General features: G+C 66.7%; 13 protein-coding genes and 1 riboswitch. Of the genes, 9 read left to right on the top strand and 4 right to left on the bottom strand.

Annotated features, from left to right (window positions below; translation table 11 throughout):
- The first annotated feature begins 31 nt into the window (after positions 1 to 31).
- The 9 genes from pnuC to pncA all read left to right on the top strand — a co-directional run bounded on the left by pnuC (position 32) and on the right by pncA (position 9414).
- Positions 32 to 628, top strand: coding sequence for a nicotinamide riboside transporter PnuC (gene pnuC, locus ABIA71_RS04175; RefSeq protein WP_354283363.1), 597 nt, complete (start codon positions 32 to 34; stop codon positions 626 to 628).
- Complete coding sequence (locus tag ABIA71_RS04170) at positions 621 to 1682, top strand: AAA family ATPase (RefSeq protein ID WP_354283361.1); 1062 nt, start codon at positions 621 to 623, stop codon at positions 1680 to 1682. The genes pnuC and ABIA71_RS04170 overlap by 8 nt, the downstream gene beginning before the upstream one ends.
- A gap of 72 nt (positions 1683 to 1754) precedes the next feature.
- Positions 1755 to 2810, top strand: a complete 1056-nt coding sequence (locus ABIA71_RS04165; protein ID WP_354283444.1) for a bifunctional nicotinamide-nucleotide adenylyltransferase/Nudix hydroxylase — start codon at positions 1755 to 1757, stop codon at positions 2808 to 2810.
- Positions 2811 to 2873: 63 nt separating this feature from the next.
- A complete protein-coding gene (locus ABIA71_RS04160; protein ID WP_354283359.1) occupies positions 2874 to 4316 on the top strand; it encodes a nicotinate phosphoribosyltransferase in 1443 nt (480 codons plus the stop codon).
- A 165-nt stretch (positions 4317 to 4481) separates the two neighbouring features.
- The gene (locus tag ABIA71_RS04155; RefSeq protein ID WP_354283357.1) at positions 4482 to 4763 is read left to right on the top strand and encodes a type II toxin-antitoxin system RelE/ParE family toxin; all 282 of its coding nucleotides are present in this window, start codon (positions 4482 to 4484) and stop codon (positions 4761 to 4763) included.
- A gap of 12 nt (positions 4764 to 4775) precedes the next feature.
- Positions 4776 to 5072, top strand: coding sequence for a HigA family addiction module antitoxin (locus ABIA71_RS04150; RefSeq protein WP_354283355.1), 297 nt, complete (start codon positions 4776 to 4778; stop codon positions 5070 to 5072).
- Positions 5073 to 5227: 155 nt separating this feature from the next.
- Positions 5228 to 5459, top strand: a riboswitch (cobalamin riboswitch).
- Between the two features lie 214 nt (positions 5460 to 5673).
- Complete coding sequence (gene metE, locus ABIA71_RS04145) at positions 5674 to 7971, top strand: 5-methyltetrahydropteroyltriglutamate--homocysteine S-methyltransferase (protein ID WP_354283353.1); 2298 nt, start codon at positions 5674 to 5676, stop codon at positions 7969 to 7971.
- A 69-nt stretch (positions 7972 to 8040) separates the two neighbouring features.
- Positions 8041 to 8727, top strand: coding sequence for an epoxyqueuosine reductase QueH (locus ABIA71_RS04140; protein ID WP_354283351.1), 687 nt, complete (start codon positions 8041 to 8043; stop codon positions 8725 to 8727).
- A gap of 57 nt (positions 8728 to 8784) precedes the next feature.
- The gene (gene pncA, locus ABIA71_RS04135; RefSeq protein ID WP_354283349.1) at positions 8785 to 9414 is read left to right on the top strand and encodes a bifunctional nicotinamidase/pyrazinamidase; all 630 of its coding nucleotides are present in this window, start codon (positions 8785 to 8787) and stop codon (positions 9412 to 9414) included.
- Positions 9415 to 9504: 90 nt separating this feature from the next.
- Here pncA and purU read toward each other — a convergent pair whose 3' ends face one another.
- The 4 genes from purU to aceE all read right to left on the bottom strand — a co-directional run bounded on the left by purU (position 9505) and on the right by aceE (position 14686).
- Positions 9505 to 10356, bottom strand: coding sequence for a formyltetrahydrofolate deformylase (gene purU, locus ABIA71_RS04130; protein WP_354283347.1), 852 nt, complete (start codon positions 10354 to 10356; stop codon positions 9505 to 9507).
- Between the two features lie 91 nt (positions 10357 to 10447).
- Positions 10448 to 11308 (bottom strand): hypothetical protein, encoded by an 861-nt coding sequence (locus tag ABIA71_RS04125; RefSeq protein WP_354283345.1) that lies wholly within the window; start codon positions 11306 to 11308, stop codon positions 10448 to 10450.
- A 22-nt stretch (positions 11309 to 11330) separates the two neighbouring features.
- The gene (locus ABIA71_RS04120; protein ID WP_354283343.1) at positions 11331 to 11846 is read right to left on the bottom strand and encodes a hypothetical protein; all 516 of its coding nucleotides are present in this window, start codon (positions 11844 to 11846) and stop codon (positions 11331 to 11333) included.
- A gap of 167 nt (positions 11847 to 12013) precedes the next feature.
- A complete protein-coding gene (gene aceE / locus ABIA71_RS04115; RefSeq protein WP_354283341.1) occupies positions 12014 to 14686 on the bottom strand; it encodes a pyruvate dehydrogenase (acetyl-transferring), homodimeric type in 2673 nt (890 codons plus the stop codon).
- Positions 14687 to 14798: the final 112 nt, after the last annotated feature.

Here is a 14798-nt window from a genome sequence, read left to right as displayed (position 1 = left end):
CCCTGCGTTCCCCGCCCACCAGCGCAGCCGCATGACCAGCGCACTGGAAATTGCCGCCAACCTCACCGTGGCCGCCTCGATCCTGCTGGCCGGACGCAACAGCGTGCATACGTGGTGGACGGGCATCATCGGCTGCACCTTGTTCGGCCTGGTGTTCTACGAGGCCCGCCTCTATGCCGATGTCGTGCTGCAGGGCGTGTTCGTGCTCACCAGCGTGATCGGCTGGTGGCAGTGGCTGCGCGGCGACCACGGGCATGCACTGCCGATCAGCCGGGTACAGCTGCGCACGCTGGGCTGGATGCTGCCGGCCGCGGTGCTGGCCAGCATTGGCTACGGCCTGCTGCTGCATACCTGGACCGACGCCTACGCGCCGTTCCTGGATTCGGCGGTGCTGGTGCTGAGCGTGGTGGCGCAGCTGCTGATGATGCGCCGCAAGCTGGATTCGTGGTGGTTCTGGCTGCTGGTCAACAGCATCGCCATTCCGCTTTACGCCAGCCGCGGGTTGCACCTCACTGCCGTGTTGTACGCGGTGTTCTGGATCAACGCGCTGGTTTCGCTGCGGCATTGGCGGCGGTTGATGCGCGAACAGAGCGGCGCCACCGCGGCGGCCGATGCCGCGCATGGGTGAGCGTTTCGCCACCGGGTTGGTGGTGGGCAAGTTCAGCCCGCTGCACCGGGGCCACCAGGCCCTGATCGACCACGCGCTGAGCCGCTGCGACAGCGTGCTGCTGCTCAGCTGGAGCCAGCCGGAACTGCCCGGCTGTGAGGCCCACCGGCGTGAGGCGTGGCTGCAGGCGCTGTACCCGAATGTCACACGGCTGGTGCTCGACCAAGCACGGCTGGCAGCCTGCTGCGCGCGCCTGGGCGTGCCGTTGCGGCCGCTGCCGGACAACAGCGATGACGATGCCACGCAGCGTGCGTTCGTGGCCTGGGTGTGCAGCACGCTGTGGCAGCGCCGGGTGGACGCGGTGTTCACCAGCGAAGCCTACGGCGATGGATTCGCGGCCGCACTGCAGCGCCATTTCAGTGCGCAGGCCGGCATGCACTGGCCGGTGGCGCACGTGTGCCTGGACCCGGCCCGCAGCACGGTGCCGGTGTCGGGCACGGCGGTGCGGCGCGACCCGCACGCGCTGCGCGGCTTTCTCGATCCGCTCGTGTACGCAGGCTTCGTCGGTCGCATTGGCCTGCTCGGCGGCGAGTCCAGCGGCAAGACCACGCTCGCCGCCGCACTGGCCGCGCAGCTGCGGACCGTCTGGGCGGCCGAGTTCGGACGTGAGCATTGGGTGGCACGCGGCGGCGCGCTCGACTACGACGACCTGCTGCACATCGCCCAGGTGCAGGTAGCGCGCGAAGACACGCTGGCCGAACAGGCCCACCGCTGGCTGGTCTGCGACACCACGCCGCTGACCACGCTGCTGTACTGTCTGTCCATGTTCGAACGCGCCGAACCGGCGCTGCATGCGTTGGCGCAACGGCGCTATACCCACCTGTTCCTGTGCGCGCCGGATTTCCCGTTCGTACAGGATGGCACCCGGCGCGATGACGCCTTCCGGCACGCGCAGCACCGCGCGTATCTACAGGCATTGGACGCACACGCCATGCCGTGCACCGTGCTGGTCGGCTCGCTGCAGCAGCGCGTGGCGCAGGTGATGGCCGTGCTCGACGGCACGCGCGAATGTTGACGGCGCAGGACAGAGGAGTAGCATTGGCACCAGCCAAGGGATAGACCCGCGGCACCTGCAACGACATGGGGGATTCTCATGGAATATGACTATCTGGTGTTCATCGGGCGTTTCGAGCCCTTCCATAACGGCCATGCGGCCGTTGCCCGCCTCGCACTGAGCCGGGCCAAGAAGCTGATCTTCCTGGTCGGCTCTGCCGATACCCCCCGCAGCCTCCGTAACCCCTGGACCGTGGCCGAACGTGCCGTGATGATCCAGGCCGCGCTTGAAGGTGCGGGCGAGCGCTTGCTGATCCGTCCGCTCAAGGACCACCTGTACAACGAAGCGCAGTGGATCGCCGGCGTGCAACGCACGGTGGCCGAGGCGGTACGCGCCGATGGGCATGCGGGCGAAGCGAAGATCGGCCTGGTCGGGATGGACAAGGACGATTCCAGCTACTACCTGCGCGAATTCCCGCAGTGGCCGCTGGTGGATGTGCAACACACCGAGACGTTGTCGGCCACCGAACTGCGCCGCTATCTGTTTGAAGCTGGCAGCGTGGATTTCCACGGTGCGCTGCTGATGCTGCGCGGGAATGTGCCGGCGCCGGTGTATGCCATGCTCGAAGCGTTCCGCAAGAGCGGCCCGGCCTACGCCCAGCTGGTGGCCGAGTACCAGTTCATCGAGCAGTACAAGGCCGCCTGGAAAGACGCACCGTATGCGCCCACGTTCGTCACCACCGACGCGGTGGTGGTGCATTCGGGCCACGTGCTGCTGGTGCGTCGCCGTGCCGAACCCGGCAAGGGCCTGTGGGCGTTGCCCGGTGGCTTCGTCGGCCAGCAGCAGGGCCTGCTCGACAGCTGCCTGCGCGAACTGCGCGAGGAAACCCGGTTGAAGATCCCGGCGCCGGTGCTCAAGGGCTCGCTCAAGGGCCAGCATGTGTTCGACCACCCCGAACGCAGCCAGCGCGGCCGCACCATCACCCACGCCTTCCACTTTGATTTCCCCGCCGGCGAACTGCCGGCCGTGCGCGGCGGCGACGATGCCGACAAGGCGCGCTGGATCCCGGTCAGCGAAGCACTGGACATGGGGCCCAAGCTGTACGAAGACCACCTGCACATCCTGGAGTTCTTCCTGGGCCGGGGCTGATCCCGGCTTTTCCCGCCGGCGGATAGACCGCCAGTGTCACCCGACGCGAAGGAGCTTCCCGTCATGCATTACCTCGACAATCTTCTCCTCAACACCGACAGCTACAAGGCCAGCCACTGGCTGCAGTATCCGCCGGGCACCGACGCCACCTTCTTCTACGTGGAGTCGCGCGGTGGCCACTACGACCGCACGCTGTTCTTCGGCCTGCAGGCGCTGCTGAAGGACTATCTGGCCAAGCCGATCACCCACGCCGATATCGACGTGGCGCGCGATCTCTTCGCCGCCCACGGCGAGCCCTTCAACGAGGCCGGCTGGCGCTACATCGTCGATACGCACGGCGGCCTGCTGCCGATCCGCATCCGCGCCGTGCCCGAAGGCACCGTGGTGCCGGTGCACAACGCGTTGATGACGATCGAATCGACCGACCCGCAGGCGTTCTGGGTGCCGTCGTATCTTGAAACGATGCTGCTGCGCGTGTGGTACCCGGTCACGGTGGCCACCACCAGTTGGCACGCCAAGCAGACGATTCGCCAGTACCTGGAGCGCACCAGCGACGACCCGGAAGGCCAGTTGCCGTTCAAGCTGCACGACTTCGGCAGCCGTGGCGTGTCGAGCCTGGAATCGGCCGCCATCGGTGGCGCGGCGCACCTGGTCAACTTCCTCGGCACCGATACCGTCTCGGCCCTGCTGTATGCCCGTGCCTTCTACCACGAGGCCATGGCCGGTTATTCGATCCCGGCCGCCGAACACAGCACCATCACCAGCTGGGGCCGCGACAACGAAGTGGAGGCCTACCGCAACATGCTCGCCCGCTTCGCCAGCCCGGGCGCACTGGTGGCGGTGGTGTCGGACAGCTACGACATCTTCCACGCGATCACCCGGCACTGGGGCACCACCCTGCGCGAACAGGTGATCGCATCGGGCGCCACCGTGGTGATCCGCCCGGACTCGGGCGACCCGGTGGCGGTGGTGCTGCAGTGCCTGCAGCTGCTCGACGATGCGTTCGGGCACGTGGTCAACGGCAAGGGCTACAAGGTGCTCAACCACGTGCGCGTGATCCAGGGCGACGGGGTCAACCCGACCAGCATCGGCCAGATCCTGGCCAGTATCACCGACGCCGGCTACGCCGCCGACAACGTCGCCTTCGGCATGGGCGGTGCACTGCTGCAGCGGCTGGACCGCGACACCCAGAAGTTCGCGCTGAAGTGCTCGGCCGCGCGCGTGGACGGGAAGTGGATCGACGTCTACAAGGACCCGGTGACCGACAGCGGCAAGCAGAGCAAGCGCGGCCGCATGCGCCTGCTGCGCCATCGCGAGTACGGCCAGTTCCGCACGGTGTCGGTGCCGGCCGACGCGGAATCGCTGACGGCGGCCGGGCTGCCGCCGGGCTACGAGGATGCGATGGTCACGGTCTGGGAGAACGGCCAGCTGCTGCAGGACGATACGTTGGCCGCGATCCGCAGCCGGGCCGATGATGCGCGGTTGACCGACACATCGAATCGATGACCACCGTCTCGCGGGCGTGACCGCGTCCGCTTTCGCCTGCGCGAAATTCAGCGAGCATCACAGGCGAGGCCCGCTGATCGACTGCCCTGTGCATCAGCGGGCCGGATTGGTCCCGTTTGACGATACTACCGTCACGCGGTAGCATCGTCATTACAGGAAGCTGTCATGTCCATCGTGTCGTTCCGATGCATTACTACCAAGAGTTTGTTCATGGGTAGGCGCATCCGAAGGTTCCAGGATATCCAGCGGGTTGCGATACGGAAGCTCGCCATGCTGGATGCGGCCGTCCGGCTGGAAGACCTGCGCATTCCACCGGCCAACCGCCTGGAACCACTGCGCGCCAATCGTGCGGGTCAGCACAGCATCCGCGTCAACGACCAGTACCGATTGTGCGTCACATGGACCGATGCAGGTCCTGCAGACGTAGAGTTTTGCGACTATCACTGAGGGGCTGCCTACATGCGTTCGATTCCCTACCCGCACCCCGGTGAAATCCTGCAGGAGGAGTTCCTCACCCCTTTCGGGATGACCGCCTACCGCTTGGCCAAGTCCATCGACGTGAAGCAGACGCGTATCGGCGAGATCATCGCGGGCAGGCGCAGCATCACCGCCGACACGGCGTTGCGACTGGCGCGCTTCTTCGGCACCAGCGAGGCCTTCTGGCTCAACCTGCAGATGGCCCACGACGTGGCCAAGGCCAGGGACGAACTGGCCGACGTCCTGGCGCGCATCGAGCCATACCACCACGCGGCCTGAGCGGCCGCCATTCCCCTACCCCTTGCTTCCCGCAAACGCGTGGATGGCCTCCCGCACCCGGCACCCGGCGCGACGGACATTGCTGTCACGTGCGTTGCATCGTCCATGACCTCGTTCGTTGGCGCGACGCCCCTTGACCACCGCCCGCCTTCGGCCTACCTTGTGCGGGCCGAAGGTATCCATCTCTTCATGCAGATGAAGGGATGGGTTTAAACGGGAATCCGGTGAAGGCGCCTCGTGCGCCCATTCCGGAGCTGCCCCGCAGCGGTGAATGGAAACGAATCCTGCCAACAGCACTGGGCATTTGCCTGGGAAGCGGCAGGTACTAGGTGGGCGTTCGCGCCCGTGTCCATCAGCCCGAATACCGGCCCCGGCCGGGGGACACGACCGTCCCCTGATTCGACCTGGAACGTCCGCGGGGAGGTTGCCGGGGCCTGCCGCCATGCCGCCCGCGTGGCGCTGCCCCCGTGCGTCCGCTCCACGACATCCGGTTCGCCCGCGGGGGCGAAGGTCGCTGGCGGGGCGGACACGGCAGCCATGTCGTGCACGGCGCGCGGTTCCTTCGTTCCTCAATGCCGCTACTGCAATGAGGACACGTTCCATGACCACTGTTACCAACCTGGGGTTTCCCCGCATCGGCGCCAAGCGCGAACTCAAGCGTGCGCTGGAAGCGTTCTGGTCCGGCGAAAGCAGCGCTGCGTCGCTGCAGGACACCGCCAGCGGCCTGCGCGAGCGCCATTGGCAGCTGCAGCGCGAGGCCGGCGTCGATGTGCCGCCGAGCAACGACTTCAGCTTCTACGATCAGGTGCTCGACGCGGCTTTCCTGTTCGACGCGATCCCCGCGCGCTACCGCGCCCTGGCCGACGCCGAGCCGCTGGCCGGCTATTTCGCCATGGCCCGGGGCGTGCAGCGCGACGGCTATGACCTGCATGCGCTGGAAATGACCAAGTGGTTCGACACCAACTACCACTACCTGGTGCCCGAACTGCAGGCCGGCCAGGGCTTCGCGCTGCGCGGCGACAAGCCGCTGGCCGAATACCGCCAGGCCAAGGCGCTGGGCATCGAGACCCGTCCGGTGCTGCTCGGCCCGGTGACGTTCCTGCTGCTGTCCAAGACCACCGACGGCAGCCATGCGCTGGACCTGCTCGACGCCCTGCTGCCGGTGTACGTGCAGCTGCTGGGCCAGCTGAAGGAGGCCGGCGCGCAGTGGGTGCAGCTGGATGAGCCGGCACTGGTGCAGGACCTGGACGAGGCCACCCGCGCCGCGTTCACCCATGCCTACGCGGTGCTGGCCGCGGCGGCGCGGCCGAAGGTGCTGGTGGCCACCTACTTCGGCGCGCTGGACGACAACCTGCCGCTGGCCGCCTCGCTGCCGGTGGATGGCCTGCACGTGGACCTGGTGCGCGCGCCCGAGCAGCTGGACGCGGTGATCAAGGCGCTGCCGCCGGGCCGCGTGCTGTCGGCCGGCCTGGTCAACGGCCGCAACATCTGGCGCACCCACCTGGACAACGCGCTGGTGCTGGCCCGCTACGCGCACGGCCACGTGGGCGGCGACCTGCTGTGGCTGGCCCCGTCGTGTTCGCTGCTGCACAGCCCGGTCGACCTGGACCTGGAAAAGAAGCTGGATGAGGAACTGCACAGCTGGCTGGCGTTCTCCAAGCAGAAGCTGCAGGAGCTGCGCGTGCTGGCCGATGCCATCGACACCCCGGCCCGCGCCGAGGATGCCCTGGCGCACTCGCGCGCGTGCATCGAATCGCGCCGGCGCTCGCCGCGCGTGCACAAGGCCGAGGTGGCCGCGCGCCTGGCCGCCCTGACCGCCGCCGACGCGCAGCGCCACAGCCCGTACCCGCAGCGGCACCTGGCCCAGGCCGGCGCGCTGCAGCTGCCACGTTTCCCCACCACCACGATCGGTTCCTTCCCGCAGACCCTGGAAGTACGCGAGGCCCGCGCCAGCAACAAGTCCGGCAAGCTGTCCGACGCCGACTACGATGCGTTCCTGGCCACCCAGACCGAGCACTGCGTGCGCGTGCAGGAGCAGATCGGGCTGGACGTGCTGGTGCACGGCGAGTTCGAACGCAACGACATGGTGGAGTACTTCGGCGAGCAGCTCGACGGCTTCGCGTTCACCAAGAATGGCTGGGTGCAGAGCTACGGCTCGCGCTGCGTGAAGCCGCCGGTGATCTTCGGCGACGTGACCCGCCCACGGCCGATGACGGTGCGCTGGTCGCAGTACGCGCAATCGCTGACCGACCGCCCGATGAAGGGCATGCTGACCGGCCCGGTGACGGTGCTGCAGTGGTCGTTCGTGCGCGATGACCAGTCGCGCGCGGACACCTGCCGGCAGATCGCGCTGGCCCTGCGCGACGAGGTGCTGGACCTGGAAGCGGCCGGCATCGGCGTGATCCAGATCGACGAGCCCGCCATCCGCGAAGGCCTGCCGCTGCGCCGCGCGCAGTGGCGCGAGTACCTGGACTGGGCGGTGGAAGCGTTCCGGATCAGTGCCAGCGGTGTGCGCGATGCCACCCAGATCCACACCCACATGTGCTACTCCGAGTTCAACGACATCATCCACTCGGTGGCAGCCATGGACGCCGACGTGATCTCGATCGAGACCTCGCGCTCGCGCATGGAGCTGCTGGACGCGTTCGTGCGCTTCCAGTATCCCAACGAGATCGGCCCGGGCGTGTATGACATCCACTCCCCGCGCGTGCCCGACAAGGAAGAGATGCTGGCGCTGCTGCGCAAGGCCGCCGAAGTCCTCCGGCCGGAGCAGATCTGGGTCAACCCCGACTGCGGCCTGAAGACCCGCGGCTGGAAGGAAACCCGCGCCGCGCTGGAAGCACTGGTGGCCGCCGCGCGCCAACTGCGCGAGGAAACCGCCGACGCCAACGCCGCCTGACCCACCCTGTAAGGATGCCCCAAGGACCGCACCGCCGCCGTTGCCGGCGGTGCGGTCGACGAGACGTACATGACCACGCCCACTGTTACCCCGATCGACCGCCCCACCCTGTCCCTGCCCGACGGCCATACCCGGCTGCTGCTGCATTCGTGCTGCGCGCCGTGCTCGGGCGAAGTGATGGAGGCGATCACCGCCTCCGGCATCGACTACACGATCTTCTTCTACAACCCCAACATCCACCCGGCCAGGGAATACGACCTGCGCAAGCAGGAGAACATCCGCTTCGCCGAGAAGCACGGCGTGCCGTTCGTCGATGCCGACTACGACACCGACAACTGGTTCGCACGCGCCCGCGGCATGGAAGCCGAGCCCGAGCGTGGCATCCGCTGCACGATGTGCTTTGACATGCGCTTCGTGCGGACCGCGCTGTATGCGCACGAACATGGCTTTCCGGTAATCAGCAGTTCGCTGGGCATCTCGCGCTGGAAGGACATGAACCAGATCAACGACTGCGGCCACCGCGCCGCCGCGCATTACCCCGGCATCCAGTATTGGGATTACAACTGGCGCAAGGGCGGCGGTGCCGCGCGCATGGTGGAGATCAGCAAGCGCGAGCAGTTCTACCAGCAGGAGTACTGCGGCTGCGTGTACTCGCTGCGCGATGCCAACCGCCACCGCCGCGAAACCGGCCGCGAGCGCATCAAGATCGGCCTGTTGTATTACGGCCAGGACAACGACGCGCCCAAAGGCGATTGACGTTGGCACGCGGGGCCGCCACGCTGGTTGCCCCGCTTCCGTTGTGTTGGACCTGCCATGACCGCCGCCCTACCCGCCGATGTGGCCCTGCTGGTGATCGACCTGCAGCCGGACTTCATGCCCGGTGGCGCGCTGGCCTGCGAACAGGGCGACGCGCTGGTGGCCCCGATGGCCGCCTTGCTCGCGCAGCGCGGCTATCGGACGGTGGTGGCTACCCAGGACTGGCACCCGGCCGACCATGCCTCCTTCGCCAGCCAGCACCCGGGGCACCTGCCGTTCGAAGCGATCCTGCTGCATGCGCAGCCGCAGACCCTGTGGCCGGACCACTGCGTGCAGGGCAGCGCCGGCGCAGCGCTGCACCCGGGCGTGGACTGGACCGTGGCCGACCTGATCCTGCGCAAGGGCACCCGGCAGCAGGTGGACTCCTACAGCGCCTTCCGCGAAAACCACGGCCCCGATGGCACCCGCCCGGCCACCGGCCTGGCCGGTTGGCTGCACGAGCGCGGCATCCGCGAAGTGCACGTGTGCGGGCTGGCACGCGACTACTGCGTGCTGTGGAGCGCACAGGACGCGGTCAAATCCGGGTTCCGGGTGAAGTTCCTGTGGGACCTGACCCGGCCGGTGACCGAGGCCAATGACGGCATGGTGCGCGAGGCGTTGGCCAAGGCGAAGATCGCGGTTGTCTGACGGGCGACCTCCGGGGGCCGGCCGGAAAAGCGTACCGACCAACGGTCGGTACCCACGGCGTCGTACCCACCAACGGCGGGTACCTACCGGTCAGCGGAACACCACCGTGCGATGCCCGTTGCGCAGGATGCGGTGCTCCACGTGCCGGCGCACGGCGCGCGCCAGCACCTGCGATTCGGTATCACTGCCCAGCCGCACCAGGTCGCGCGGGGTCATGGCGTGGTCCACGCGGGCCACGTCCTGTTCGATGATCGGGCCTTCGTCCAGGTCTTCGGTGACGTAGTGCGCGGTGGCGCCAATGATTTTGACCCCGCGCGCGTGCGCCTGGTGGTACGGCTGCGCACCCTTGAAGCTGGGCAGGAAGCTGTGGTGGATGTTGATCGCGCGGCCCGCCAATGCCTTGCACAGGCGCGGCGACAGGATCTGCATGTAGCGCGCCAGCACCACCAGGTCGATCTGCTCGCGCTCGACCAGGTCGATGATCTGCTGCTCCTGCACGGCGCGGTTGTCGGCGTTGACCGGCAGGTGGTGGAACGGCACCCCGTACGAACCCGCCAGCGCGGCGAAGTCCTCGTGGTTGGACGCCACCGCCGCGATATCCACCTGCAGCTGGCGGCTGTGCGCACGGAACAGCAGGTCGTTCAGGCAATGCCCCTGCTTGCTCACCAGCACCAGCAGCCGCGCGCGGCGGCGCGCATCGTGCAGTTGCCAGTCCATCTGGAACTCGTCCGCCAGCGTACCCATGCGCGTTTCGATATCGGCCAGCGCCTGGCTGGCAGCGCGATCGAAATGCACGCGCAGGAAGAACCGGCCGCTCTCTTCGTCGCCGAACTGCTGGGCGTCCAGGATGTTGCAGCCCCGCTCGAACAGCAGGCCGGACACGCGGTAGACGATCCCGGTACGGTCCGGGCATGACAGGGTAAGGATGGAATCAGGGCGCATCCGGCCAGTTTAAGCGAGCACCGCCGGTGCGGGGACGATGCTCTCAGATGCAACCAAGCTGTACTCCTGCGGATCCTGGCAGCGCCTTGCCTCAATCGGATCGCTGGAGCTCTCTCCGCAGCGGCTCCAGCGCTTTGCCGTCTCCGCTCCAGCCCTTGGTGCTGATGATCAGTTCGCCATCACGTAGCAGATGAAATATGGGCGTCTCCAGCGTTTCCAGAGACGCCCAACCGGAGCCCATGTCTTGCACGTGCATGGGGTACTCAGGGTGTTGGGTAGACCATTCACGGATAGCGGCCTCCGGCCACACCGATTCCCGGGCAACCACAAGCTGGAGGTGCGGACGCAACCATGCATGCTCAGGATCGTTCAGAAGTGCGTCAAGTGCCCGCGTCGAGAAACCGCAGTATGGATGGACGATCGCGACGACCTGCACGCCGGTGGGTCCATTGATAGGGAGTGAGAGCGCTTGAAATTCATCCACCCCAGTCATCTTGATGACCCCCAGTCCTGCTCCGTTTGAGTCGGGCAACGTCGGCAAGATTGGAACATCGATCGCGTACCTGCGTTGAAGATCATTTGCATCGCCAAACCTGTGAACCGATACGAGCAGGCCATGCAGCAGCCTGTGATGTCGCCGAGCGGCCAAGCCACTTCGATTAAGCGCCCTGTACACGCACACCGTGCGGTCTACCCACTCATCATCTCTGCGATAAATGGCAACCAGTGCCGTCGCATCAAAGATGTCCTCAGCCGAATCGCGTCTGATGCTCTGGCATTCTCCGGACAGGCTGGCCGTATCAATCGATGCAAGGTACGTATCGGACAGCGCTTCCATTCGTTGCTGTGCCGACACGCCCATCAACGCGATCTCTTCTGCTTCCAGCTTCTCATGCAGACTCTCCGCAGATACGACTGCGGCCAACATGGCCACAATGGAGAGAAGCGACATTTGTAGAGCAGCGTGCATTGAATCAGCACCCTGTCATGCAGATATCCTGGCTTGACCTGGAGCAGGTGTGGGGCCCTGTGCATGCATAGTTGTAGTGATCATCATGAAAGGGGGGACCCTTGAGGGTGCGGATTCTTTCATCATCGAGGGTTTCGCTACGCAGGGGCGGCAGCGTTGCAAGTACCCTGGTCACGCCGAAGAGAGCGAGCACGCGATACGCTTCGCTGTAGCTCAGTTCCTCAACGATGTCTTGGTATCGAAGCGTGGTCACTCCGGCCTCATTGAAGCGAAGTGACGCAACGAAGCGCTGACGCGCCGGTACAGAGAAGTACCGCAGTGGTGAGTCCGGCGAGAGACTCTGTAGATGCTCCTGCAACCGTACAGCGCTGTTGATGGGTGCATTTTTCTGCGCGATCGCCAGCGTTTCAGCCTGAGAATCGATAGTGGGAACATCCTGCAGCCCATGGGCGGAGGACGGGAGTGTGCCCAACGAGGCAGCAAAGACGACGAATGACATCACGCCTGGACGTAGCTTCATGACCGAGTCCTTTGAGAGTTGGAGTTGCCGCACCCCGTGCGGCAACGCCAAGCTAGCCAATCACTTTCGTCCAGACCCTGCTTCCCGTCACGAGATAGGGAGAATCCCTCGATTCCTATCTGAAGTAATAGTTTCCTTATGATGAATCGGCCGGGCTGGCGTCTTCCCTACACCGCCGCCGGATCCACCTTGTCCACGTGGATGCCGTATTTTTCGATCGCCACCTGCAGCTGGCTGCGCGCGATACGTCCGTCATCGGCCAGTGCCTTCAACGCCGCCAGCACGATGAAGTGGCGGTCCACTTCAAAGAACGTACGCAGTGACTCGCGCGTGTCCGAGCGGCCGAAGCCGTCGGTGCCAAGCGCGGTGAAGCGGCGGCCATCGACGAACGGCCGAATCTGGTCGGCCACGATCTTCATGTAATCGGTGGCCACCACCAGCGGCCCGGCATGTGCGGCCAGACGCTGCTGCACGTAGGGCACGCGCGGCTCGGCGGCCGGGTGCAGCAGGTTCCAGCGCTCGGCGGCCAGGCCGTCGCGGCGCAGTTCGGTCAGGCTGGTGGCGCTCCAGACATCGCTGGCGATGCCGAAGTCCTGCTGCAGCAGCGCGGCGGCCGCTTCCACTTCGCGCAGGATCGCCCCGCTGCCCATCAGCTGCACGCGCAAGCCGGGGTCGCTGTCGGTCGCGGCCGGGTGCAGCAGGTACATGCCCTTGAGGATGCCCTCCTCGGCACCTTCCGGCATGGCCGGGTGCGGGTAGTTCTCGTTGAGTACGGTGATGTAGTAGTAGATGTCTTCCTGGTCCACATACATGCGGCGCAGACCGTCCTGGATGATCACCGCCAGTTCGAAGTTGTAGGTGGGGTCATAGGAGATGCAGCTGGGAATCACCGAGGACAGCACGTGGCTGTGGCCATCGTCGTGCTGCAGGCCCTCGCCCATCAGCGTGGTGCGGCCGGAGGTGGCGCCCAGCAGGAAGCCGCGGGTGCGGGCATCGGCCGCCGCCCAGGCCAGGTCGCCCACGCGCTGCAGGCCGAACATCGAATAGAAGATGTAGAACGGAATCGTGGCCAGGCCGTGGTTGCTGTAGGCGGTGCCGGCGGCGATCCACGAACAGATCGCGCCGGATTCGTTGATGCCTTCCTGCAGGATCTGGCCGTCCTTGGCTTCCTTGTAATAGCTCAGCTGGCCGGCGTCCTGCGGGGTGTAGAGCTGGCCCAGGTAGGAGTGGATGCCGATCTGGCGGAACAGGCCTTCCATGCCGAACGTGCGCGACTCGTCGGGCACGATCGGAATGACCAGCTTGCCCAGTGCCGGGTCCTTGAGCAGCGTGCCGAGGATGCGCACGAAGCCCATCGTGGTGGACTGGCCGCGCTCGCCACTGCCCTGCAGCTGGGTGGCAAAGGCCGACAGCGGCGGCACCGGCAGCGGCGCGACGTGGGTGACGCGTGCCGGCAGCTGGCCGCCCTGGGCCTGGCGACGCTGCGCGAAGTAGCGCTCTTCCGCGCTGCCCGGCGCGGGGCGCAGGTAGGGCATGTCCTCCAGCTCTGCGTCGCTCACCGGCAGATCGAAGCGGTCGCGGAAGGCGCGCACCGCATCCAGGCTCATCTTCTTGAGCTGGTGGTTGATGTTCTGCCCTTCGCCGGCCTCGCCCATGCCGAAGCCCTTGACCGTCTTGGCCAGGATCACGCTCGGGCGGCCGTTGCCGGCCACCGCCTGCGCGTAGGCGGCATACACCTTCTGCGGGTCGTGGCCGCCACGGGCCAGCGCCCAGATGTCGTCATCGCTCATGTCCGCGACCAGCGCGAGCAGTTCCGGCGAGGTGCCGAAGAAGTGCTCGCGCACGTACGCGCCGCTCTGCGACTTGAAGGTCTGGTAGTCGCCGTCCACGCATTCCATCATGCGCTGGCGCAGCAGGCCGCTGTGGTCCCTGGCCAGCAGGGCGTCCCAGCCGCCGCCCCAGATCACCTTGATGACGTTCCAGCCGGCGGCACGGAAGGTGCCTTCCAGTTCCTGGATGACCTTGGCATTGCCGCGCACCGGACCGTCCAGGCGCTGCAGGTTGCAGTTCACCACGAACACCAGGTTGTCCAGGCGCTCGCGCCCGGCCACGGAAATGGCGGCCAGCGATTCAGGCTGGTCCATTTCGCCATCGCCCAGGAACGCCCACACCTTGCGGCCCTGATGTTCCTTCAGGCCGCGGTATTCCAGGTAACGCATGTAGCGCGCCTGGTAGGCGGCGGTCAGCGGGCCCAGGCCCATCGACACGGTGGGGAACTGCCAGAAATCGGGCATCAGCCGCGGGTGCGGGTAGGACGACAGGCCGTCGCGATCGGATTCGCGGCGGAAGTTGTCCATGCGCTCGGGCGCGATGCGGCCTTCGACGAACGCGCGGCCGTAGATGCCCGGCGCCGAATGGCCCTGGATGTAGATCATGTCGCCGTCGAAGGTGTCGGTGCGGCCACGGAAGAAGTGGTCGAAGCCCACGTCGTACAGCACGGCGGCCGACTGGTAGGTGGCGATGTGGCCGCCCACGTTGGAGTGCTTGCCGGCGCGCAGCACCATCACCATCGCGTTCCAGCGGATCATCGCGTTGAGCCGGCGCTCGATCGCCAGGTCACCCGGGTAGGCCGGCTGGCGCTCCACCGGGATGCTGTTGACGTAGGCGGTCCAGGCGCGCGCATGCAGGTCGCCGTGGTGGGCCACGTCCTGGTCGCTCAGCTGGTCCAGCAGGTAGTGCGCACGCGGCCGCCCGGCCACCTGGGTGACCGCCTGCAGCGCTTCACGCCATTCCTGGGTTTCCTGGGGGTCGGTGTCGAGGGGGGCGAGCGCAGGGTTCATGGTCCATCTCCGGCAAAGGCGGCCAGACCCGGGGCGCTGCGCACGTCGGAGGGGGCGGCGCCGCCCCGGGGCTGGCGGGGACAAACACCTTAGGAGCGGGCCGGGGCGGCCG

The sequence above is a fragment of the Stenotrophomonas sp. 2619 genome (assembly GCF_040548725.1).
Lineage (GTDB): Bacteria > Pseudomonadota > Gammaproteobacteria > Xanthomonadales > Xanthomonadaceae > Stenotrophomonas > Stenotrophomonas maltophilia_AP.
Note: the sequence above shows the minus strand (reverse complement) of the source record. Positions and strands in the feature narration are given on the sequence as shown.